This window comes from Deltaproteobacteria bacterium IMCC39524, assembly GCA_029667085.1.
Taxonomy (GTDB): Bacteria; Desulfobacterota; Desulfuromonadia; order Desulfuromonadales; family BM103; genus M0040.
Map to the genome: position 1 here is coordinate 882,113 of JARUHJ010000001.1, position 23,322 is coordinate 905,434.

General features: G+C 51.6%; 22 protein-coding genes. 8 read left to right on the forward strand and 14 right to left on the reverse strand.

Annotated elements, in window-relative coordinates; genetic code table 11:
- The first annotated feature begins 53 nt into the window (after positions 1-53).
- The 3 genes from P9J64_04125 (at position 54) to P9J64_04135 (ending at position 2,901) form a co-directional block, all read left to right on the forward strand.
- On the forward strand, positions 54-935 hold the full coding sequence (locus P9J64_04125; protein ID MDG5467503.1) for a pseudouridine synthase: 882 nt from the start codon (positions 54-56) through the stop codon (positions 933-935).
- Positions 936-1,174: 239 nt separating this feature from the next.
- The gene (locus tag P9J64_04130; GenBank protein MDG5467504.1) at positions 1,175-1,516 is read left to right on the forward strand and encodes a hypothetical protein; all 342 of its coding nucleotides are present in this window, start codon (positions 1,175-1,177) and stop codon (positions 1,514-1,516) included.
- Between the two features lie 236 nt (positions 1,517-1,752).
- Positions 1,753-2,901, forward strand: coding sequence for an MFS transporter (locus P9J64_04135; protein ID MDG5467505.1), 1,149 nt, complete (start codon positions 1,753-1,755; stop codon positions 2,899-2,901).
- Here the strand turns inward: P9J64_04135 and P9J64_04140 are convergent.
- The 11 genes from P9J64_04140 to rnc form a co-directional block, all read right to left on the reverse strand.
- A complete protein-coding gene (locus P9J64_04140) occupies positions 2,898-3,308 on the reverse strand; it encodes a thioesterase family protein (GenBank protein ID MDG5467506.1) in 411 nt (136 codons plus the stop codon). The genes P9J64_04135 and P9J64_04140 overlap by 4 nt on opposite strands.
- Positions 3,309-3,342: 34 nt before the next feature.
- Positions 3,343-4,158: a bifunctional DNA-formamidopyrimidine glycosylase/DNA-(apurinic or apyrimidinic site) lyase gene (mutM, locus tag P9J64_04145; GenBank protein ID MDG5467507.1), complete on the reverse strand. Its 816-nt coding sequence runs from the start codon at positions 4,156-4,158 to the stop codon at positions 3,343-3,345.
- Positions 4,159-4,203: 45 nt separating this feature from the next.
- Positions 4,204-4,680 (reverse strand): WbuC family cupin fold metalloprotein, encoded by a 477-nt coding sequence (locus P9J64_04150; GenBank protein ID MDG5467508.1) that lies wholly within the window; start codon positions 4,678-4,680, stop codon positions 4,204-4,206.
- 11 nt (positions 4,681-4,691) lie between these two features.
- The gene (locus P9J64_04155; GenBank protein ID MDG5467509.1) at positions 4,692-5,123 is read right to left on the reverse strand and encodes a YchJ family metal-binding protein; all 432 of its coding nucleotides are present in this window, start codon (positions 5,121-5,123) and stop codon (positions 4,692-4,694) included.
- Between the two features lie 59 nt (positions 5,124-5,182).
- Entirely contained in the window at positions 5,183-6,025 is an 843-nt protein-coding gene (locus tag P9J64_04160) for an ABC transporter permease (GenBank protein MDG5467510.1), read from the reverse strand.
- Between the two features lie 18 nt (positions 6,026-6,043).
- Positions 6,044-6,766 carry a hypothetical protein gene (locus P9J64_04165; GenBank protein MDG5467511.1) on the reverse strand — a complete coding sequence of 241 codons (723 nt, stop codon included), beginning with the start codon at positions 6,764-6,766 and terminating at the stop codon, positions 6,044-6,046.
- A gap of 94 nt (positions 6,767-6,860) precedes the next feature.
- The gene (locus tag P9J64_04170) at positions 6,861-8,195 is read right to left on the reverse strand and encodes a UDP-glucose/GDP-mannose dehydrogenase family protein (GenBank protein ID MDG5467512.1); all 1,335 of its coding nucleotides are present in this window, start codon (positions 8,193-8,195) and stop codon (positions 6,861-6,863) included.
- A 69-nt stretch (positions 8,196-8,264) separates the two neighbouring features.
- Complete coding sequence (gene galE, locus P9J64_04175) at positions 8,265-9,290, reverse strand: UDP-glucose 4-epimerase GalE (protein MDG5467513.1); 1,026 nt, start codon at positions 9,288-9,290, stop codon at positions 8,265-8,267.
- A 239-nt stretch (positions 9,291-9,529) separates the two neighbouring features.
- The gene (gene era / locus P9J64_04180; GenBank protein ID MDG5467514.1) at positions 9,530-10,426 is read right to left on the reverse strand and encodes a GTPase Era; all 897 of its coding nucleotides are present in this window, start codon (positions 10,424-10,426) and stop codon (positions 9,530-9,532) included.
- Positions 10,426-11,433: a radical SAM protein gene (locus P9J64_04185; protein MDG5467515.1), complete on the reverse strand. Its 1,008-nt coding sequence runs from the start codon at positions 11,431-11,433 to the stop codon at positions 10,426-10,428. Before P9J64_04185 ends, era begins: the two co-directional genes overlap by 1 nt.
- A complete protein-coding gene (gene rnc, locus P9J64_04190; GenBank protein MDG5467516.1) occupies positions 11,430-12,134 on the reverse strand; it encodes a ribonuclease III in 705 nt (234 codons plus the stop codon). Before rnc ends, P9J64_04185 begins: the two co-directional genes overlap by 4 nt.
- Before the next feature lie 257 nt (positions 12,135-12,391).
- On the opposite strand from rnc, the gene tmk reads away from it, so the two are divergent.
- From tmk to P9J64_04215, 5 genes are all read left to right on the forward strand, one after another.
- A complete protein-coding gene (gene tmk, locus P9J64_04195; protein MDG5467517.1) occupies positions 12,392-13,039 on the forward strand; it encodes a dTMP kinase in 648 nt (215 codons plus the stop codon).
- A complete protein-coding gene (gene holB, locus P9J64_04200; protein MDG5467518.1) occupies positions 13,036-14,004 on the forward strand; it encodes a DNA polymerase III subunit delta' in 969 nt (322 codons plus the stop codon). Before tmk ends, holB begins: the two co-directional genes overlap by 4 nt.
- 52 nt (positions 14,005-14,056) lie before the next feature.
- On the forward strand, positions 14,057-15,292 hold the full coding sequence (gene ricT, locus P9J64_04205; GenBank protein ID MDG5467519.1) for a regulatory iron-sulfur-containing complex subunit RicT: 1,236 nt from the start codon (positions 14,057-14,059) through the stop codon (positions 15,290-15,292).
- Positions 15,293-15,294: 2 nt separating this feature from the next.
- Positions 15,295-16,833 carry a methionine--tRNA ligase gene (gene metG / locus P9J64_04210; GenBank protein ID MDG5467520.1) on the forward strand — a complete coding sequence of 513 codons (1,539 nt, stop codon included), beginning with the start codon at positions 15,295-15,297 and terminating at the stop codon, positions 16,831-16,833.
- Positions 16,834-16,924: 91 nt separating this feature from the next.
- Positions 16,925-18,316: a YchF/TatD family DNA exonuclease gene (locus tag P9J64_04215; protein ID MDG5467521.1), complete on the forward strand. Its 1,392-nt coding sequence runs from the start codon at positions 16,925-16,927 to the stop codon at positions 18,314-18,316.
- Between the two features lie 172 nt (positions 18,317-18,488).
- Here P9J64_04215 and P9J64_04220 read toward each other — a convergent pair whose 3' ends face one another.
- The 3 genes from P9J64_04220 to P9J64_04230 are packed head-to-tail and all read right to left on the reverse strand — an operon-like array spanning position 18,489 to position 23,029.
- Complete coding sequence (locus P9J64_04220) at positions 18,489-20,747, reverse strand: Na-K-Cl cotransporter (GenBank protein ID MDG5467522.1); 2,259 nt, start codon at positions 20,745-20,747, stop codon at positions 18,489-18,491.
- 54 nt (positions 20,748-20,801) lie between these two features.
- A complete protein-coding gene (locus tag P9J64_04225) occupies positions 20,802-21,653 on the reverse strand; it encodes a metallophosphoesterase family protein (protein ID MDG5467523.1) in 852 nt (283 codons plus the stop codon).
- Positions 21,650-23,029 (reverse strand): sodium:proline symporter, encoded by a 1,380-nt coding sequence (locus tag P9J64_04230; GenBank protein ID MDG5467524.1) that lies wholly within the window; start codon positions 23,027-23,029, stop codon positions 21,650-21,652. The genes P9J64_04225 and P9J64_04230 overlap by 4 nt, the downstream gene beginning before the upstream one ends.
- Positions 23,030-23,322 lie beyond the last annotated feature (293 nt).

Genomic DNA, 23,322 nt, shown 5'->3' on the forward strand with positions numbered 1-23,322 from the left:
CTGGACAAGAGCATGTCTTTAAACCCTGCATCAAGATAAGGAATTAAACTTAAATGGGGATTGCCAAACACCCATCACGCCTCAGCTTGCCCTTTATTGACAAGCCCTACCCTGCGATCCTGGAGTTCCTGATGCAAAGGTTCCCCAAGGTCGGCATGGCTGTGTGGGAAGAACGCATCCTCAACGGCAAAGTCCTTGACGATGCCGGAGCACCGATCACTTTAGAAACACCTTATGTCCCTCAGAAGAGACTGTTTTATTACCGGGAGGTCGCAGAGGAGCCACTGATTCCTTTACAGGAGAAGATCCTCTTTCAAAATGATGAGCTCCTGGTTGCCTGTAAACCGCCTTTTCTGCCCGTTACGCCATCAGGCCCTTATGTCAACGAATGCCTGCTCAATCGCTTGCGCCGCAAAACGGGCAACAGCAGCCTGGTCCCCTTGCACAGGATCGACCGTGAGACCTCGGGCCTGGTGCTGTTTTCCATGAACAAGGAAACACGTGGGCTCTACGGAGGACTTTTTCTGTCCAGAACAATTGAAAAGACTTATGAAGCGCTTTCCGAAGTATCTTTTTCCACGGAGAGGAAGGACTGGACTGTTGAGAACAGGCTGGTTGACGATGACATCTGGTTCCGCAGCAAGGTTGTTCCAGGCGTTGTGAACGCCAGGTCCAGAATCAAACGGGTGTCATACCGCGACAACAAAGCACATTTTCTACTCTACCCGATCACAGGCAAGAAACATCAGTTAAGGGTCCATATGAGCGGGCTGGGATTCCGTATCATGCACGACCGCTATTACCCCGAGCTGCTGGACAAACAGGAAGACGATCTGAGCAACCCTTTACAATTGATCGCCCGTCGGGTCAAGTTTACAGATCCCGTTTCCGGGGAAATCATGGAGTTTGAATCCGATCGTCAATTGCTCTTATAGAGGTTTCGGTATCTTTAACCCACAAAACTATGACCATCAAGGCAGTCCTTAATAGCCTTTCTCGTAAAACAGAGGTTGTAAGTAATTTCGCGATTCAGTCAACTGAGCGGCCAAAACAATGTGGGAGGACAAATAAGATTGTCACCTGTTTGACCTCTGCTAACTGTTTGGTATATTTGAGAACATGCAAGCGACACTGTTTCAATAGTGGCAGTAAGGACCTAAGGGGAAACATGAGAATGGAATCAATAATTAACAAGGTACTCGTAGTAGCTGTTCTGTTACTTACTCAGCCATTGACAACGACTCTCGTGACCGCTGATGAACTCCCCGACTTCTTACAGAGTAAGGGCGGTGTCATCTACCCAATCACAGGTGACTCAACACAAGAAGTTTTCCGCACTCCTCCCTTTGCCACGGATTACCTCAAGCCCGGAATGCTCATAGGCGTTTTACCTAACGACTGCAAATCTGCCAGCCGGGGAACGATTGGAGATTATTACATGTGTCATCATGATTTAGCTCTCAAGCCTGAGGAGCAGGAAGGCAAAACCGTCTACAGAGTAATCGAGGTCAATTGATTCTATTGTCGTTAGTAAATGCACTCCTCATAACTTACTATTAGCAATAATGCCTCAATCCATCCAGAACACTTCTTATTGATCACCTCGCAGCGAATCCCTGGATAGCCAAATCGAAGCAAGCTTTAAAGAAATTCTCCCTCTTCAGTATTTAACGGATAATTTCTCTTTATCTTTTGTCAGAACCTGACGCACACTACCCACTGTTTAGCCTGCGCATCCGAAAGGTCAAAAGAATGGTAAAAAGCGAACAGCGCCCCATGCTGCGTTTCCTGATCGTACAGACAACAGCCTCGGTCGTCGGCCTGCAGTGTTGGATGATCCTGTTCAACAACTTCGCCGTGGAAATTGCCGGCCTCGACGGTTTTCAGGTCGGAGTCATCGGTTCGGTGCGTGAAATTCCAGGTTTCCTGGCCCTGCTCGCTGTTTTCGTCATGCTGGTGATCCGTGAGCATCGCCTTTCAGCCCTCTCCGTTATTTTTCTCGGCGTCGGCACAGCTTTGACAGGGTTCTTCCCCAGCTTCACCGGGTTGATCATCACCACACTGATCATGAGCTTCGGCTTTCACTATTACGAAACAACCAACCAATCGCTGACGCTGCAGTATTTTGACAATGCCACATCACCTCTGATCTTCGGCAGGCTACGCAGCCTTGCCGCAGCGACCAGCATCCTTGTCGGTTTACTTCTGTTCCTGATGGGTCTCGCATTCAGTTACAAGGTCATGTTCTTGTTGGTGGGGAGTTTGGTCGCTGTTGCGGGGATATGGGGGTTGTTGCAGGATCCGACTCACCGGAACCTGGTGCCGCAGCATCGCAAGATGATCCTCCGGCGAAGATACTCTCTCTACTACTTTCTCACCTTTATGGCCGGCGCCAGGCGTCAGATCTTCATGGCCTTCTCGGTTTACCTGCTGGTGAAGGTTTTCGAGTGTACGGTCACCGAGATCACCCTGCTGTTCGTTGCCAACAACGCGGTCAACTTCTTTTTAAGCCCGCTTATCGGTCGCGCCATTGTCCGTTTCGGAGAACGTCGAGTGCTGTCGGTTGAGTATGGCGGTCTGATCGCCATCTTCCTGATTTATGCATTTATTGATATCAAGGGGGTGATTGTGGCGATGTACATCCTCGATCATATCCTGTTCAACTTCTCAATCGCGATCCGCACCTACTTCCAGAAGGTCGCAGACCCACAGGATATAGCGCCAAGCATGGCGGTGGGCTTCACCATCAACCACATCGCGGCCGTGGTCATGCCGGTTATCGGTGGCGCCCTATGGATGGTTGATTACCGCATACCTTTTGTCGTCGGGGCCATTTTCAGTATGGTTTCCCTGTTGGCCGTGCAGCGTATTCCCAACGCTCAAAGAGTTACCAGTGACTAGGTCTCGAAGGCGTCAACCTTCTCTATAAAAACCGCATCAAGACGTCTTGGCTTTCGCTTCTCATAATCAAAACAGATCAGCACAGTCTCCCCTTCGGCGGTCGCTTCGCCATCACGCTCTATCCGGTAGCACATTGTAAAAGACGAGCGGCTGACATTGGTGATCCTCGCCCCGATCAACAGCTCATCACCGAGGAACATTTCGGCCAGATACTTAACATGGGCTTCCGGAAGGATGATGCCGCAACCCTTGCCGATATCCATTTCCGAGTAATCGCCTAGGTTTTTCAGGTAAGCGATACGGGCATCCTGGAAAAAATTCAGCACGGCGGAGTTCGCAACGTGTGCGCCGTAGTTAACATCGACGACGCGAACGGTGTAAGGGATGATGAAATTGAATCCGTCCATGGAGACTCCGTCTTTGATTGTTTATAAGGTGCAGTTACTTTTGACAACTGGGGCAGTAAAAAGTTGAACGCTGCCCGAGTATGATCTGTTTGACGAGCGAACCACAAGCTTTGCACTTCTGCCCTGACCGCCCGTAAACTCGTAGTTCCTGCGTAAAATATCCCGGTTTACCTTCGCTGTTTGCGAAATCCTTGATCGTGGTGCCCCCTGCAGCAATGGCTTCAGAAAGAATGCCTGTAACGGCCTGAATCAAGCGTTCGTAGGCAGCCTTACTGACTTTACCAGCAGGTCGAGCGGGAGCAATGCAGGCGCGATAGAGCGCTTCACTGGCGTAGATATTTCCTACGCCGACCACAACATGAGCATCCATCAGAAACGGCTTGACCGCAACTTTTCGGTTACGTGACAGTTTATGGAGATAGGACGCATTGAATTTACTATCGAACGGTTCCGGACCCAGGGCCGACAAACGAATATGTTGCAACGGATCGGCAAGGGTCCAGAGGATGGAGCCAAAACGCCGTGGGTCGTTGTAACGCAAGGCAGTGCCATCGGTAAAAATGATTTCGACATGATCATGCTTACGTTTTTCTGTTTGCATGGAGTCGACCCGCAGATGTCCGGTCATGCCGAGGTGCACAATCAAGGTGCCTGACGAGAAGGCAAACAGCAGGTACTTGGAACGCCGGCCAACAGCACCAATTCTCTGGCCAGGCAAGAAGCTTATCAGTTCCCGGGGAACAGGCCAACGCAAGGAACCGTTGTAAATCAGAACCTGCGCGACGACCTTATTGGCTACCAGCGGCTCAATGCCGCGGCGGGTGGTTTCTACTTCTGGAAGTTCAGGCATAACAAACCGTAACGAGGGACGAGGAACGTGTGACGAGATAAATATTCAATAATTTCCTTCGACAACCTTGGCCAAGGCAGAAAGATAATCGCCAACCTCTGGAGAATTTTCTTTGGGCGCCCAGGGAGCGAAGTCCTTATCTGACATAGCGACATAGGGGCCGGGCTTGGTTTCGAAGAAGATGCTGCCCGGTTCAAGGACTACGATCGAATGCCACTCCCCGGCCGGCAGATCGATCGCCAGGGTGTCGCAGCCATCGCCGAAAGAGATAACCTGTTTGACCTCGCCGTCGTCATCAAAAACAACCATTGCCAGCTTGCCGCGTATAGCCATGAAGCATTCGGGTTTCGGTGGATCGGTGTGACGATGCGGGCGGATGTAGGTGCCGGGTTCCATGGCAATGAAAAGCCGTTGACAAGGATCGGCATAGTCATCATGCAGATTGAGGTTCTTGCGCAGGCGCTCTGATCCCGACGCTTCGAGACTTAATTGATCGAGAACCTTATGGCTGATGATTTTCACTTGCCGCCTCTTTAGAAAATCGTTGATGGATCACGCTTGGCGAAGTCGGAGAAGCTTATTGAATGCGGATCTTCGGGAAATTCATCTTGGGTCACCTTTTGTCCGCGATGATAACGCCAGGACATCTCTTCACGATGCAGCCAGGCAAGTTCAACAAATTGCTGCACGGCCCCCTGCACTTTCATCTCCATGAGAAAGATAACCTGGCCCTCGTCTGCACTCTCCTGTTCTTGCAAAACCTGACAACGGGTTATCTCATAATCCGCCCCCAGGCTAGCCTTACCGAATTCGAGATAATCATCACGATCAGGAAACTGACGACGAAAGTTTGATTCAGAATGGTAGGTGTCGAAGATAAAACCGAAATCACCACGCGCGAAGGCTTCGCTGCGGGCGATGATAAGGTCTGAGGGTGAGTATGTAGAAAGGTTGTTTTCAAACATTTTTGAAATCCTGCGAAAAGCGGGGGTTGGGTTTTAATCTTACCTCTTACCCCCTAAAACTAATCCTTTATCCTCGGGTCCATAGCGTCGCGAAGCCCCTCACCCAGGAGGTTGTAACCAAGCACTGTAATCAGAATCGCCATGCCGGGGAAAACGGAGAGCCACCATGCGGTGCCGAGGGTTTGTTTACCGGAAATCAGCATGTTGCCCCATGATGGTGTTGGCGGCTGCACACCGATACCGAGGAAAGAGAGTGCGCTCTCGGTCAGGATGGCACCTGCGACACCAAGCGTTGCTGAGACCAGTACGGGAGAAATCGCATTGGGGAGGATGTGGCGAAAAATAATCCGGGCATCTTTTGCCCCTATCGCTCTTGCCGCAAGAACAAAATCACGTTCACGCAGGGAAAGGAATTCAGCGCGCACCAGTCGCGCAACCCCCATCCAGCTGGTCAAGCCGATAATAATCATGATGTTCCAGATGGACGGTTTAAGGAAGGCAATGACCGCGAGAATCAGGAAGAAGGTCGGGAAGCAGAGCATGATATCGACAAATCGCATAATTAATGCGTCGATCCAGCGACCGTAATAACCAGCCATTGCGCCAAGCAGGATACCGATAAAGGTAGCGATACCGACAGCCACGAAACCGACTAACAGGGAGATTCTTGCACCATAAAGGATGCGGACCAGAACGTCTCGACCGAGGTCGTCGGTACCGAGAGGATAAGCGAGGCCAGGTGGCTGCAATCTGTGGGCAATATCGATAGCCCCTGGGTCACGGCCGATAACCGGCGCTAGAATGGCGAGAAAAAACATAGCCAGCACAATAGCTGCACCAGCCATGGCCATGCGGTTGCGCCTTAAGCGCAGCCAGAGAACTTCACGAAAAAAAGTGGACATTACAACCTCTGGGGTGCATCACATCAACTCGTCCAGATCTTCAGGACCAATTAAATCTCGATCAAGAAGAATGCGGACGAGGTTCTCATAACGATCTTCAAGTTTCTTCAGAGCTACCATGTAGTGGCCCATATCAGGGACAGGCGCCGCAGGTGGTACAATCGGTGCGGGTGCGGGTGCAGGTGCAAGTATCGTCTCAGGCTCCGGGATCGGCATTACAGGAACAACAGGTTGTGCAGGTTTAGGAGGTTCGGCAAGATCCTCCAGTGCGAAATCGAGTTCTTCCTGATCGTCCACCTCGGGTCCATAATACTTTTCTATGGCAGAGGTGATCGCTTCCTCGGAAGCAAGCGCCGGCTTGATTCGGCATCCCGTCATGAATTGCAGTGAATCTGTCACCATGAGATTCGTCGGATCAGTCATGGCGACGACAAGGTGTATGCTACCGTTTATTTCTTTTTGCTCGACTGGAAGGACATGAAACTCGCGGGCTTTTTCCTGAGGGATGTAAGCCAGAACAGCCTCGGGGATTTTTCGCCCGAAAAGTTCTATCTGCGGAAGGTCAAATTGTCGGGCGAGAAAGTCCTGGAGCTTATCTTCAGTGAGATAACCGAGCTTTATGAGCGACTCACCGAAACGCCCTCCCCAATGGCGTTGATAAGACAAAGCCGAATTCAGCTGGAAATCATCGATAACCCCTGCCTGTTTGAGGATTTCTCCAAGCTTGAGATTCTTGGTCAAAACAATCTCCTGAGTAACTTAGGTCAAAAATAGACTGACTTTAATAGCTTATAACTGATCATCGAGAAATACACCATAGTATAGTCTACCAAGTTCACCTGCGACCGATACCGAAATATTCGAAGCCCTCGTCTTTCAGGCTCTGCGGGTCGTACTGATTACGACCATCGAAGACAACCAACTGCTTCATCATCTCTTTCATCGCCCGGAGATCAGGATGGCGGAACGGCTTCCATTCGGTGACAAGGGCCATGGCATCGACATCTTCAAGAGCTTCGTACTGGTGACGAACCAGCGTGATGGAACCATTTGCGAACCATTGCTCTGGCAATTCGTTGCGGGCGGCTTCAAGTGCTTCCGGATCATAAGCTTTCACGCGCGCACCGGCTGCGAGAAGCTCTTCCATGAGAACGACCGCCGGAGCTTCGCGGATGTCGTCGGTGCCGGGTTTAAAGGCTACACCCCACAACCCGAAAGTCAGGCCGCTAAGGTCTTCACCGAATCGGGCCGTTATCTTTCTGAACAGGACGTGCTTCTGGTCCTCGTTACGCTCATGCACAGCCTGCAGAACCACTGACTTATAATCGTTCTCACCGGCCGTATGGATAAGAGCCCGGACATCTTTAGGGAAACAGGAACCACCATAGCCGCAACCGGGATAGATAAAAGAATAGCCGATACGGCTGTCGGAACCGATACCAAGACGAACGTTCTCGACATCGACACCGAGGCGATCACAGAGATTGGCAACTTCATTCATAAAAGAGATTTTGGTGGCCAGCATGGCATTGCCTGCGTACTTGGTCATTTCGGCATCTTTGACACCCATAAACAGAATCCGGTCATGGTTGCGACTGAAATCTTTGTAAAGCTCTCGCATAACCTCACGAGAACGGTCGGAAGCCACACCAACAACGATACGGTCCGGCTTCATAAAATCTTCGACTGCGGCGCCTTCTTTCAGAAACTCCGGGTTACTAACGACATCAAAGGGGACATCTACCCCGCGCTTGTCGAGAGCCTGGCTGAGTGCAGCATGAACCTTCTCTGCGGTACCCACCGGAACGGTTGATTTGGTTACAACGACAGCGTAGTCAGAGAGATTGGTGCCGATCTCATCGGCAACTCCGATGACATATTTTAAATCAGCAGAGCCATCTTCACCAGGGGGCGTTCCCACAGCGATAAAGACGATCTCCGTATCCACCATTGCCTCGGCAAGTGAAGTGGTAAAGAGCAGACGCCCTTCCTCATGGTTCCGCAGCACGATCGGTTTCAGGCCCGGCTCGTAAATCGGGATACAGCCTTCTTTGAGCTTGGCCACTTTTTCTGCATCAATATCGACGCATGTAACCCTGTGACCCATTTCAGCAAAACAGGCACCCGTCACAAGGCCGACATATCCGGTTCCAACAACAGCAAGTTTCATTTTTAACTCCGGGGCGCGTAACACGTAAAGCGTGGCGCGAAAAGAAAAAAGATCAAACCATTCAAGCTTCTAAATATGTGTCCCACGCTCCGCGCCACGCGCTACAAGCTTTTTCTCCCACTCCCAAGCCGTCTTCAGGATTGTCTCCAAATTATCATGGCGAGGTTGCCATTCGAGAACTTTACGTATTTTAGCACATCCGGCGATCAGTTCAGCGGGGTCACCTTCACGGCGGTTCGTCTCTTCGACAAGAAAATCGATACCGGTGACCTGCTTGGCCATATCAACCACATCAGTGACAGAGAAACCATGACCGTAGCCACAGTTAAAAATGGCAGAAGATTCGCCGTTAAAAAGGTACGACAGGGCATCCAGATGCGCCTGGGCCAGATCTGCTACATGGATATAATCACGGATACAGGTGCCATCTTCGGTAGGGTAGTCAGTACCGAAAACCTGCAACTTCGGAAAAACCCCCAGAGCGGTCTTTAACGCCCGTGTAATCAGGTGCGTCGGATTAGCATAGTCTTGGCCGAGGCGGGCCTGCGGATCAGCCCCGGCCACGTTGAAATAACGCAGGGCAACGTAGCGAAAGTCCTTGTCTGCCAGCGACAGATCCGCCAGAAAGTGCTCGGTCATCATTTTTGAGGTGCCATAGGGATTAATCGGCAGCAACGGCGTCTCTTCAACAACCGGCAACTCGGCAGGGTTGCCGTACACAGCTGCGGTCGAGGAGAAAATCATCTGACCGACACCTGTAATTCGGAGGGCCTCCAGGAGGTTCAAGGCATTCGCTGAATTGTTGCGATAGTACTTGAGCGGATTGGAAACGCTTTCACCAACCTCGATCGAAGCGGCAAAGTGCATCACTGCGTCCGGCTTGAAACCTGTCAGGGTCTTGACCAACAGCTCCTTGTCGTCCATATCACCGATAACCAAGTCCCCGTAGAGTACCGAATCTCGATTACCGGTCGACAGGTTATCGTAGGTCAGCACTTCATAGCCTGCCTCGCCGAGAGCGAGGACAACATGGCTGCCGATATAACCGGCCCCACCAGTTACGAAGATACGTTTCTTATGTTCAGCTTGCTGCAATGTGGATCCCTCCCTAAAAATCAATCTTTTAAAATATAAGCTTAACGCAAAGTCGCAATGAAAGGCGGTAAGACGCAAAGGAAAAACCCAAAAAGAAAAAGGATTGTTTCAGTCGCTATCTTTTCTCCGCGCCTTCGCGTCTCCGCGTTGAATCAGTTTTTGTCTTTAGCGTTAACCACCATTTGGCTTTAAGGGTTTTCTTTGCGTCTTGTCTTTCACCCTTTGCGTCTTTGCGTTAACTACTCGTACCCGAATTCCTTCATCATACGGCCGGAAGAAGTCCAGTTCTTCTGGACCCGGACAAAGAGCTGAAGGTGAACCTTGACGCCCAGCATACGCTCAATCTCTTTACGAGCGCCCTGGCCGATCTGCCGGAGCATGGTGCCGCCCTTGCCTATCAGGATGCCCTTTTGCGAATCGCGCTCAACATTGATGACAGCGTCGATACCGACCATGTTCTTGACCGGGTTTTCCTGAAAGCGCTCGACCAGGATTGCCACACCATAGGGGACTTCATCCTTGGTGCGCATGAGGATCTGCTCGCGAATCATTTCTGCAACGATAAAACGCTCGGGAACATCTGTAAGCTGGTCTTCAGGGTAGTAGCGCGGACCCTCGGGCAGCAGTTGCGGGATCTCGTTCATCAAGGCCTCGACGCCGTCCCCTTTCAAAGCAGAAATCGGTACGATCGAAGCAAATGGACAGATTTTGCTGTAAGCCGCGATCAAGGGGAGTAGCTTATCCTTGGGGATCGTATCGATCTTATTGATTACGAGCAGCACCGGCCGTGTACTTTTTTCCAGCAACTTGGGAATCATAGGGTCGGTATCAACGGGGCGGTCAGCCTCGACCAGCCAGAGCACCACGTCTACATCGAGGGCTGCTGAACGAGCCTGATCGACCATGTAGCGATTCAGCGGCGAATGTGCCTCATGAATGCCTGGCGTATCGACGAAGAGAACCTGGGCATTTTCAAGGTTCTGGATACCGAGGATACGATTGCGTGTCGTCTGGGGTTTTGGCGACGTGATCGCAATCTTCTGACCGACGATATGATTCAACAGCGTTGATTTGCCAACATTAGGACGACCGATAATAGCGACAAAACCGGAATGAAATTTTTCTTCTGCAGCCATTAGTGGCCTCCCTGGACGTTATGATCGAACAATTGCAAGTCGACGTCAGACGTCCTCAATGATTCTCGTGCGACGCTTTGATCAGCGCTAATAATTATATTCGGGTTGCTCTGTTTGAGCCATTCACGATTTTCACAGCGATGGCCAAGCGCATCGCTCAGGTCTGAAGGGTTAACGGTAAGATTATTACCATGCTTACCAGCATGACTGAGTGCGCGTCGCCATAACCGGGAACGAACCAGTTGCCCGAAAGCCGGATGATACGGACCAGCAAGCAAGTTCGCCTCCAGTTGCGGATCACTCTGCAACCCCAGGCGGATAATCGGCACACCATGTTTTCGGCAGAGCAGCAGCATATCGGCACAAAGGTCTATCGCCCGGTCCAGAGGCCAGGGCGTAAAGTCACCAGCCCTCCAGAGTTCGGCCAGTTCCGTGCCTTCAACAACAACTGTCGGATAGATGCGCAGAAATGACGGTTGCAGATCAATGGCCTGCTGCAACGATCGCATGGCTTCTGCACCATCACCTCCGGGCAAGCCGGGCATCAACTGAACACCGACCCGAAAGCCTGCAGCCTGGCAGGCCTGAACCGAGCTAAAGTTATCTACATCGGTATGCCCACGCCCGGAATTCGCCAAAACTGCGTCGTTAAAACTCTGGCAGCCGATTTCAACAGTTGTAACACCTGCGTCACTCAACCGCGCCAGGGTCCTGGCATCCAGCGCGTCCGGCCGGGTGGAAATCCGTACCCCGGAAACCCGGCCGGAGGCAATATGACAAGTGGCCGTGTCCAGGTAAAGAGTCTGCTGCTCTTCTGGCAACGAGGTAAAGGTGCCGCCGTAAAAGGCTATCTCACCGTCACCTTGCTCCGGCAATACCGTTTCAAGCCAAGCGCCAACAGTTTCGGCAGAAGGGACATCAGCGTGGCTGGTCGAACGATCCTGGGCACAGAAGAGACAACGGTGTGGACATCCCGCATGGGGAATAAAAACCGGGTAAATTTTCACGTTTCTTCACTCAGTGCAACCAATGCCAACTCTGCTGCAGCCTGCTCAGCGCTTTTTTTGGTGCGCCCCTGCCCTGAGCTGATGACAGTATCGTCAAGGATCACTTCAACAAGGAAAATACGTTCATGGTCTGGCCCGGAAGCATCTGCCACCTTATAAATCGGCAAAGCACGTTGCGAAGCCTGCAACATCTCCTGAAGGCGACTTTTAAAATCCTGACCTTCAACTTTCGAGGCTTCTTCCAGCATCGGCACAAAAAGCGGCAACACGACAGCCCTGGCCGCATCAAAGCCGCCATCGGTAAAGACAGCTCCGATCAGGGCCTCAACGGCATCTGCCAGCAAACTCGATTTTTCACGCCCTCCGCTACGTTCCTCACCCTTACCCAGGAGCATGGCAGAGCCTATATCGAGAGAAGATGCAATACGTGCCAAACCAGGCATGGAAACAACTTCGGCCCTGATGCGCGTCAGTTGACCTTCCGGAGCCTGCGGGAGCGTGGTCATCAGGTACTCGCTGGTGACCAGGTCAAGAACTGCGTCGCCAAGAAATTCAAGCCGTTCATTGTCCGGCAGGTTTTCTACTTGGTATTCATTGGCAAAAGATCGGTGCGTAAGCGCTTCGGTGAGCAGAGCTTTGTCATGAAAAGAGTGCCCCAGGGACGCTTCCAGTTTCGGCCAATACTTTTGTACTTCGCTCACAAACACCTTCATTCCAAACTCACTCGATCAGTTTTTTATCGTGATTAATTCACCGCAACAGGAGTATGAGACGACACCGCTATCACGGCTTTCCTCAAGACTAAAGAGCGGCTGTGATTCAAACAGCTTAAAAGCGAGACATACTACACTAACTACCTGCATATATCAATTGCGCCTGACCACAAATCACTATACTATAACGATTCTTTTTAAATCTTCGCACCGATGCCACTAATTTCAAGCTAAGTAGCTGTTTTATGTCTTTTTTTATAACTTTTGAAGGGATCGAAGGAAGCGGCAAAACAACCCAGTTGCGCCACCTTCACAAGCACCTTCAGGATCTGGGCTATCAGACGGTCGTCACCAGGGAGCCAGGAGGCTGTAGCATCTCTGACACCATCCGCGCCCTGCTCCTCGATCCGGAGAGCATCAATATGGCCTCGCGCACGGAGCTCCTGCTCTACAGTGCGGCACGTGCCCAGCATGTCGATGAATGCATACAGCCCGCATTGAAGGAAGGTAAAGTTGTCCTCTGCGACCGCTTTGCCGATGCAACCACCGTTTACCAGGGCGCCGGTCGTGGTCTTGACATGAAACAGCTCGAAGCGATCAACAACTTCGCAACCAATGGCTTGACTCCCGACTTGACGCTGCTGCTCGATTATCCCGTAGAAGAAGGCTTGCAGCGCGCCAGGAGTCGTAACTGCTCCGAGAGTATGGAGGCAGAAGGCCGCTTTGAGCTTGAAGCCCTCACCTTTCACCGTCGCATCCGCGAAGGGTATCTCGAATTGGCAAACAAAGAAGAGCGTTTTCATGTGATTGACGCCCTTGGCGATGTGGTCAATGTTTCCAAACGCATAAGAGCTGTCGTAGATCGTTTTCTTGCCATCAGGAGTTCCGCATGACTTTCGACCAGATTCTCGGCCACGAACGCCAGAAGGAGATCCTGAACCGAGCCCTGGCAAGCGGCCGACTGGCCCACGCCTACCTCTTTGCCGGCCCGGACGGTATCGGCAAACGTCTCATGGCAATGGCCCTGGCACGTGCCATCGTCTGCGAGGAACAGCGCGGCTGCGGCAACTGTCTCGCTTGTCGCAAAATAGATCACCAGAACCATCCCGACCTGCACATTCTTGAACCTGACGGCAAGGCAATCAAGATTGAGCAGATTCGTGCCTTTCAAAGAGAACTGAACTTCAAACCTCTGGAAGCACCGCGAAAAATCTGTATAATCGAACAGGCGGACACCATGACCGTCGGTGCAGCAAACGCCTTGCTCAAAACCCTGGAAGAGCCCCGTGGTGACACCTTATTAGTCCTGCTGAGTTCACAACCAAACCGACTCCTTGAAACGATCCGTTCTCGCTGCCAACCCCTACCCTTCAACCGCCACCCGAATAGCCGGATACAGGCGGAGTTGGAGAAACAATTAGGCATCGCGTCGGAAGAATCCCACGTTCTTGCCGCCCTTTCCGAAGGCAGTTTCAAAAAAGCCTTTGGTAAAGATCGAGATCTTTACCTGGAACAACGCCGCGTTCTGCTAAAAACCTTGACGGGGTTATCCTCAGGAAGTATCTTGCCAACTCTGGATTTTGCCGATCAATTAGCAGCAGACAAGACCATTTTGCCAGACATCCTGGAGATTTTTCAGGCGTTTTACCGTGACGTTCTCATGACCCTGCAAGGTCGTGGTGATGAAGAACTGGTCAACCTTGACCTCAGGGAAAAGATTCATAAAGTTTCAGCCCGTGAAGACGTTTCGACGATCCTCGCCAAACTCGATGCCTTAATCGAGGTTCGCCGCCAGCTGGACCGTAACGTCAATCGTCAACTGGCGATGGAAGTTTTACTCCTGAAATTGGCGGCTTGAACACCAACCTGTTCCTACTGAACAAGTCATAACAACTGACTATAGAGATCCCATGACACGTATCGTTCCACTGAAATTCCAGCAGGCTGGTCGCCAATACAAGTTCAACGCCCAGAGCCTTGAGCTTAAAGCTGGTGACAAGGTGATCGTCGAGACCGATCGTGGTCGCGCAATGGCCATTGTGGTTATCCCTCCGCGTGAAATCCCTGACAATGAAGCTCCGGAAGGTCTCAAGAACATTTTGCGCACCGCCACGGAAGAAGACCTGGCACTGGCAGAGACCAATACTTCCAGAGAGAAAGACGCCTATCGGCACTGCGTGGAGAGAATCAAATCCCGTAAGCTGGAGATGAAGCTGGTCCGTGCAGAGTACGCCTTCGACGGCTCAAAGATCATCTTCTACTTTACTGCTGATGGTCGTATCGACTTTCGAGAGCTGGTCAAAGACCTGGCCCACTACTTTCACACGCGCATAGAAATGCGTCAGATTGGTGTTCGCGACGAGGCGAAACTGGTTGGTGGCCTGGGAATTTGCGGCCGGGAGCTCTGCTGCTCAAGCTTCCTCACCCAGTTCAACCCAGTCTCTGTGAAAATGGCCAAGGAGCAAGGACTCGCTCTCAACCCGACTAAAATTTCCGGGCAGTGCGGCCGCCTGCTCTGCTGCCTTGGTTACGAGTTCGAGACTTACACTCAGCTAAAAAAAGGCATGCCGAAGCAGGGCAAAAAAGTTATGTGGCAAGATCGCGAATGCGAGGTCACACATCAGAACATTCTTCGTCAGCAGGTCACCTTACGCGACCGCGAAGGCAACAGTACCGTCGTGACGATGGAAGAGCTGCGTACCGGCCAGCCAAATCAGCCTGCAGAGACTGAAAAATCAGGAGAGTCGCATACCACCCGCCTGAACAAGGGCAAACCACAGGGGCAAAGATCACAAGGTCAGAAACCCCAGGATCAAAAAGCTCAGGGACAACGTTCTCAGGGTCAGCGGCCCCAGGGACAGAAATCACAGAGCCAACGGACTCAGGGTCAAAAGCCCAAAGGACAAGGCGGCCAGGAGCAATCGACCAGGAAGCAACCCAACAGGGGACAGAAACCGGCAAACAGACCGGCCAGTCCTGAAGCGCAAAAAGCGGAACAAGTCAGAAAGCCAGATGAGAAGCAGGATAAACAGAATTTAAGCGCGAATGAAACAGCTGGGAGCAAGCCATCAAGCAGACGTCGCAGGCGCGGCAGACGCAGGCCTCGTAGTGGCGGCAAACCTGACCCGAGCAAGCAGGGAGAATAGTCATGTCGGATGAGAAACACTTTTACCTGTCAACACCGATCTATTACGTCAATGACGTTCCCCATATCGGTCACGCCTACACAACTCTGGCTTGCGACGTGCTGGCTCGCTACAAGCGCGCACGCGGTTATGAGGTCAGTTTTCTGACCGGTACCGATGAGCACGGTCAGAAAGTCGAGAAAGCGGCTCAAGCCAAGGGAGAAACGCCCCTTGAGCTCGCCGATCGCGTGGTCAAACGCTTTCAATCGCTCTGGGACAAGCTCAACATCTCGAATACTGATTTCATCCGGACATCTCAAGAGCGCCACAAGCTGGCCGTTCAGGAGATCTTCCGCAACATTGAGGCCAAGGGAGATATTTACCTTGGTGAGTATGAAGATTGGTATTGCACACCATGCGAGACCTTCTGGACCGAGACCAACCTGCTCGACGGCAACTGTCCTGACTGCGGTCGGCCGACTGACAAACTCAAGGAGGAGTCCTATTTCTTCCGTATGAGCAAATACCAGGAGCAGCTCCTCGCGCATATCGAAGCCAACCCGGACTTCATTCAACCGAAGAGTCGTCGCAACGAGATATTAAGCTTTATCCGTGAAGGACTGCGTGATCTGTCTATCTCAAGGACAACCTTCTCCTGGGGAATCCCGGTCCCGGGCAATGACAAGCACGTCATTTACGTCTGGTTCGACGCCCTGACCAACTATATTAGTGCTCTTGGTTACCCGAATGACAATGAGGGTGAGTTCAGCAAGTTCTGGCCTTGCGACGTACACGTTATCGGCAAAGACATTCTGCGCTTTCACACTGTGTACTGGCCAACCTTCCTCATGGCGGCCGGTATCCCTTTACCGGAAAAGGTCTTTGCCCACGGCTGGTGGACGGTCGAAGGACAGAAGATGAGCAAGAGTCTGGCCAATGTGGTTGAGCCGAACATGCTGATCGACAAATATGGTGTTGACGCCATTCGCTACTTCCTGTTGCGCGAAGTGCCTTTTGGTCTGGACGGTGATTTCTCACATACCGCCCTCGTCCATCGCATCAACTCTGACCTCGCCAACGACCTCGGCAACCTGGTCAGCCGCTCCACGGCAATGCTCAACAAGTACTTTAAGGGTGAGCTTACAAGCCTAGGAGAAACAGAGGATATTGATAAAATCCTTCAGGACAAATTCACCAAGCAGGTCAAAGTGATTGACGGTCATATGGAAGCGCTCGCCTTCAACAAGGCGTTGCAAGCGATCTGGGAGCTGGTCAGCGCTGCCAACAAGTATATTGATGACTCAGCCCCCTGGACCCTGGCTAAAGATGAGGTACAACGAGAACGCCTCGGTTCGGTCATGTACAATCTTCTCGAAGCTGTCCGCATGATCGGCCTGCTGGTTACTCCATTCATGCCGGAAACCGGAGCCAATATAGGCAAAATCCTCGGCGTTGACCCAGCAGACCAATTACTTGAGGAACACGATTCCTGGGGTCTCCTGAAGCCAGGCACAATCATTGAGAAGGCCGCCCCACTCTTCCCCAGGATTGAAACTGAATAGAACCGGAACGCGCTACGTGGCACGAGGAACGCGGAAAAGCTTTTTGACTTCCTCGTCCCTCGTTCCGCGTCCCTCGTAACGGAAATTTTTCATGAATAAGTTAACTACCCCACTCGTTGATTCCCATGCCCACCTGGACGCCAAACCTTTCACCGAAGATCTGGATACAGTCATCGAACGTGCTCGCGAGAATGGTGTTGAGCACATTCTGACTGTTGGATGTGACCTGGAAAGTTCGCGATCCAGTGTAGACTTGGCTCTGCGCTATCCCAATATCTATGCCAGCGTCGGCATTCACCCTCATGACGCCAACACAGTCAATGACAGCGTCATGGATGAGCTCAGCCGCATGATCGAATCGGTGGGAAAGGTTGTTGCTGTCGGGGAGACGGGCCTCGACTTTTACCGCGACCATTCACCGCGAGAACAACAGAGAAGTTCGTTCCGCAGGCATATCCAGATGGCGAAAGAAGCAGGTAAACCGCTGATCATTCACGATCGTGATGCACACGACGAAGTCATTCAGATCATGCAGGAGGAGAATGCCGCAGTTGCAGGAGGTGTCCTTCACTGCTTCTCCGGAGATCTCGAGATGGCACGCAAATGCCTGGAGATGGGGTTTTACATCTCCTTTGCGGGTCCGTTGACCTACCCTAAGAACGAAGCTTTAAGAGCCATTGCGCAGGCCTTGCCGATCGACAGGATGCTGGTAGAGACCGATTGCCCTTACCTGTCGCCACAGGGATGGCGTGGTAAACGCTGTGAACCAGCTTACGTCAGGACCACGGCAGAAAAGCTTGCCGAGATTAAAGGTTTGACGATTGAGGATGTCGCCCGCATCACCAGCCTTAACGCCTGGCGACTCTTTGGCATAGGCAAAGTCGACCAAAGCACGCGCATTGCCTACGTGATTCGCAACAGTCTCTATCTCAACATCACCAACCGCTGCACCAACAGCTGCACCTTCTGTGCAAAGTTCAATGATTTTACCGTCAAAGGCCATCAACTCTGCCTGGAGAGGGAGCCGAGCGTGGAAGAGGTCATGAACGCTATCGGTGACCCTTCTCCCTACGACGAAGTTGTCTTTTGCGGCTACGGTGAGCCTTTGCTGCGGCTCGACCTGGTTAAGGAAGTCGCAGCTGCCATGAAGCAGAGCGGCGTCACCGTGCGCATCAACACCGACGGTCAGGCCAACCTGGTTCATCACCGCAACATCCTGCCGGAGCTTGCCGGACTGGTCGATTCGGTCAGCGTCTCACTGAATGCGCCCGATGCAGAAACCTACCAGAAGGTTTGCTGTTCAGCGTTTGGTGAGCAGGGTTATGCGGCACTCAAAGACTTTTTGCTTGAGGCCAAGAGACATATCCCTTCGGTTACGGCAACGGCTGTCACCCTGCCTGGCATAGACATCGAGGCCTGTCGTAAGGTTGCAGATGAGTTACAGGTGGAATTTCGCGAGAGGATTTACAACGAAGTCGGCTAAAATCAAATTTTCTTGAAAAGCAAAAATCAACGGGGGCTGCATTTAAAAATGCAGCCCCCGTTTTTATATATGACACACCGAAGGATGAATATTAATGACGCATCGGGGAGAAAAAATGGCAAACCTATGGTAAATAACCAGGAAGCATAGCCTACATTCAGCTACCAAGAACTTATGTATCGCCGTCCTGCAATTCGACTTTTTCAGGAGTCACCAGATCGCCAAGGAAGAGACTGCCATTATGCACAAAGAAGCAGCTCTGGAACCCTTCAGCCAACTCATCCAGACGCTCCGCGTAAGCGTCTTCTTCTCCTTCGTCAGGAGTCGCCAGACCTAGAAGAACAGCATCGGCCTTGCCACTTTCACGGTGCATGATATCAACAACACTTTCATCCTCATCTTTCACCGTGACTTCAACATCTGCCTGAATGCGAATTTCTGGGATCAATTGCGCGAGAAATCTTTCGGTCTGCGCTTTCATCAGTTCGTTGGAAGCAATACTCAGTATCCGAATCCGGGCATTACGCCAATCGGCATTACGGGTTAGGAGGTACGCGAGCAAGAGCAACAGGTCACCATTACGTTTAAGCCCACCCCACCAGACATGGATTTCCTGAACCTGACCTTCCCGGAAGTCATTCAAAGGACTGACCTTACCAAGGATCAGGCTTTGGTTAAGATGTTTGAGTGGTCTGAGCAAGCGCAGGAAGTTAACCAGTCGTTCACGATCATCAGGCCAACCGACCAACAACGTATTGCTTTCCATGCCAGCAATCCCATTGGATTGAGCAACCGTGAGAATGCCTCGAACCAGGTTCTGAACAATATTCACCTCACCAAAAGCTATGATGCGATGTTTTTTAAGAACATTATTAATTTCCTTTTGTCGCGCCCTGACATCGACGTCAAGATCTATAATATCTCCATGATAGAGTTCGCAGATAGAGACAACACCGCGGTTCTCTGCGAACCAGGCGCCGAAGCGAGCCAGGTCCAGACGCTTCTCAACGTTACTGACAAAAACCAGTATATGAGGACGCCAGTTGCGAACCGTCATAGGACGATCATTGAGTTTGACCAGAGCCCAGCGGATCAGCGATTCATAGAGATCACGTCTGACATCGCCCCAGGAGTCCTTACGAACACGTCTTTTCAAAAGAAGCCAAATCATCAGCTCTATCGTTACGGCAAAAATCGTTGCGGGCCAGTGAATCAACAACATCACTCCAAAACAACCGATACCGCCGACCAGGCTGAGAGCCCAGTGGATATTCATGGTTGGACGCCACGAAGGGTTACCGGAGAGGTATTCGAGTGCAGCGACCAGGTTGATCGTGCCATACACGCTCAAGAAGAACATGGTCGCAACCGTTGCGACCGTATTGAGATCACCCAGAAATACTGCTGCAAGGCTCAGGGCGAGAGTCAGGAACATTCCGGCCTTGGGCTCTGTTTTCTTCTTCGCAGAACCTGAGAACCAACGAGGCACAAGCCTGTCCATCGACAGGGCTTGCAGCGTACGGGGAGCACCCAGCATAGAACCAACGGCCGATGAAAAGATCGCCCCCCAGAGACCGGGCAGGATCAACCATGGGCCAAGGATGGCGATGCGGTTCCAAATTAATGGATCGGACGTCAAACTGGCAGCATCAGCACTGAAATAGAGAAGGACAGGAACGATCAGGTAAACCAGTAGACCGACCAGGGTTGCCGAAACAGTGCCACGAGGAATTGCACGGCGCGGATCAGCCAGATCACCAGAGAGGCTCAAGCCAGCCATGATGCCGGTGACGGCAGGGAAGAACACGGCAAAGACCAGCCAGAATCCTGCGGGAGGAAGAGTGATCACATGACTTGCTGGCGTGCTGACACCTTCTCCCCAGATCGTACCGGAGGCCAGCGCCAGCAAAGAGATGCCAATCAGAACCATGACCGGCACCTGCAAACGTAGTGCAAAGGCAGCCCCCTTTGAAGACAGCAAAGCAACCAGGACAATAATCAGGAAGGCGGCCATGGGGACAGGCAGGCCAGGCCAGACAAAGGTTAAAGACTCGGCAAGACCGAAGGCATAGAGGGTTACCGACAGGGCTTGGGAGATATAAAGAGGAAAACCGATAGCGCCGCCGACCTCGAGACCGAGGCTACGGGAGATCATATAATAAGCACCACCGACACCGACATGACTGTTGGTGGCAATGGCCGAAAGGCTCAGGGCTGTTAACAGCGTAATGCAATTGGCGAGCAAGACAATCAGGAGCGTTTTCAGCAGACCGACCTGACCGACCACCCAACCAAAGCGCAGGTACATGATGACGCCGAGGATCGTCAGTATGGTCGGGGTAAAGACGCCGAGAAAGGTCCCCAGTTTACCCGCACTGGACGGTGTCCCTTTGGGTAAGGAAAGCTTGTCAGCTGGTTTTGCCGTTGCCATGTAATCTTCTCCAAACAACAGTTAGCAGAAATGCCGAGCCTTAGCGACAGCGGGTCAGAAGATCAAAGATTCAATCTCAAGAGCTTTACCGCGGTTCTTTTTTTCCTCGACCGGCAAGACATCTTCACTCGGCCAGAGTCCGCTGATAAGAGTGTCAGCATAACCGTTCACCAGGCCGGCGTCGAGCATCGTTTGTCGTGTCTGTTCAGCAGGGTAACTCAGGCGATGCCATTCGCACTTGATCATATTATCGACAAGATCAATCACCAGGTACCAGCCATCCGTAGTGCCATCATTCGCCGGCAAGCCGATAACCCCGGCGTTAAGCCACGCCCTCCCCTCGATCATCTGGCCAAATGGGATACCGCAATGGCCTGTAAGCAAACCATCAATACCCTGGCTGAGAAGGCTCAATTCAGCAGCTTTCTCTGCCTCAGGCGTCGAAGCAAAGAGAAATTTGTTAATCGATTCAACACCGCCATGCACACATGAGAAACGTTGGGAACCAAGCTGAAAGGTCAACGAAACAGGCAGCTGACCCATCCACGACCTGTTGCCCTCGGATATTCTAGCATCGGCATAACGAAACCATTGCTCAGAAAGAGCAGAACAGGTACTCCCCGCTTCGAAGCCGCAACCACAATCAAGAGCCCGTGAAGCGAACGACTCTTCACAGTTTCCCAACACGACATGAACACCCCACTCACGAATCAGATTGACGGTTTCTTCCGGCTCGGCACAATAAGCCACCAGGTCGCCGGTGCAAACAATACGTTGTGGCGGGATAGCCAGTTTTACAGCGACGTCACGCAGTGCGCGTGTCGCAGCAAGGTTGCTGTACGGACCTCCGAAAATCAACAAAGGTCCTTCCAGCACGCCAAGGTTTTGAATACGGGGCAGATTCATGCTTTTACCCGACAGTTGGCGGCACGATTGATCAAGCCACCCAGCCAATAAGAAAGACAACCAAGGACAAGGATGGAAATACAGATATAGAGCAGCTTGGTATATTTATGGAGGTCACCCAGCAATGCCGAGTGTCCACTCGACTCGGTGAAATAGAGTGCTGCACCACTGAGAGCCAGGACAAAGGTAAAGAGATAACTCCAAACCGGGATATCACTTCTTCTGCCCCAAAGAGAAAAAAAGACCACTGGCGCCAGATACATCGATGCCGTGCCACTCACAGCAACTGCGCTGAACAGATCTTTATTGCCCGTGAACACCAGAAGGAGACCGAGAAGCATAAAAACAGCCATAACCATGCGGCCATTGCGGAGGCTCATACGAAGAACGCCCATGTCTGAAGCAACCAATTTGGCAGAACTGGAAAGAGTGCTATCGAGGGTCGACATCGCCGAAATAATCAGGCAACCACTGAAAACCAACATGGGCCACTCGCCGAGCAGTCGCATCAGAGCATCGTTCATCGATTCTCCACTTATGGCGTTGGCTCCCGCCAATACACCCATGCAACCGAAGGTCAAAATGCAGAGGAAACTGATCCAGCAGGCATGGAAAAAGCTGCGTCGGGTCGTTTCGCGATCGGCTAGAAAACCACGATCCATCATAACCGGATCGTGCATCGGGTAGCTCCAGATCTGCAGCAAAGCAACAACCATCAGAACAGGCCCGGGTTGAGTCATTTCGAAAGGCTTGAACCAGAGGTCATTAAAGGCAACAGCGTTACTGTTTATCACCAAAAAGACCAACATCACCAAGGTTCCGAGGAACAGGATCATCTGAAAAAGATCTGTTCTCAGCGATGCGCGCAAGCCACCCACCATCGAGTAAAAGAGCGTGACACCGGCAAAAGCGAGAATGGTCAGAGTGTAGCTATTCGATCCGGCGGCACCAAAAAGGATACCGATGACCAGGAGGTTGGCAAAGACCTCGCTGATCAACCTGACGCCAATCACGAAATTGTAGCATCCAGTTCCCCAGGTCCCGAAACGGGCAGCGAGGAAAGACTGAACACTGTGGAAGCCATGTTCAAAGCGCAGACAATCAACAATACGGCCTCCGGTCATAAAAGAGAAATAATAGAAGGCGTATGCCAGGGTCCCCCAGATTCCGTAGTAAAAGCCCAGGATTGCGGCGTTCAGAAGAGAGCGGGCAAATATCCAGGTCGTGACTTGGGAAAACACCAAGGTCAGCAAACCGGGCTGTTCACCAGAGGCACTCAAACCCTTGAAAAAAGAACCCTCTGTTTGCGCTTTTGGAGAGAGTAAAACCGAACTGATAGCAACAAAACCAGCCAAAGCGGGTAAGACGTAATCCAAGGTGACTCTCCTCAGTTAATCTGTATTTAGGACTCGTTAGTAAAGATTGAACCAACGAATATTACTTGAATTAAGTCATCGAGCAAGAGTTTAAATCATTATTTGCAGTCATCGTGACCTGATCTGTCACCCAAGATCAGTTCAGTTTGAACTCAGTGGGGGAGGCACTTATTCCACAAAGCATTGACCACCAGGGTCTCCTCCTTGGTGGTCATTTTATTTAATTTTTCCTATTGACATATCTGACCAAAATGGTATTCTATTAATCGGAACTTGATTCTTCATGTTCTACC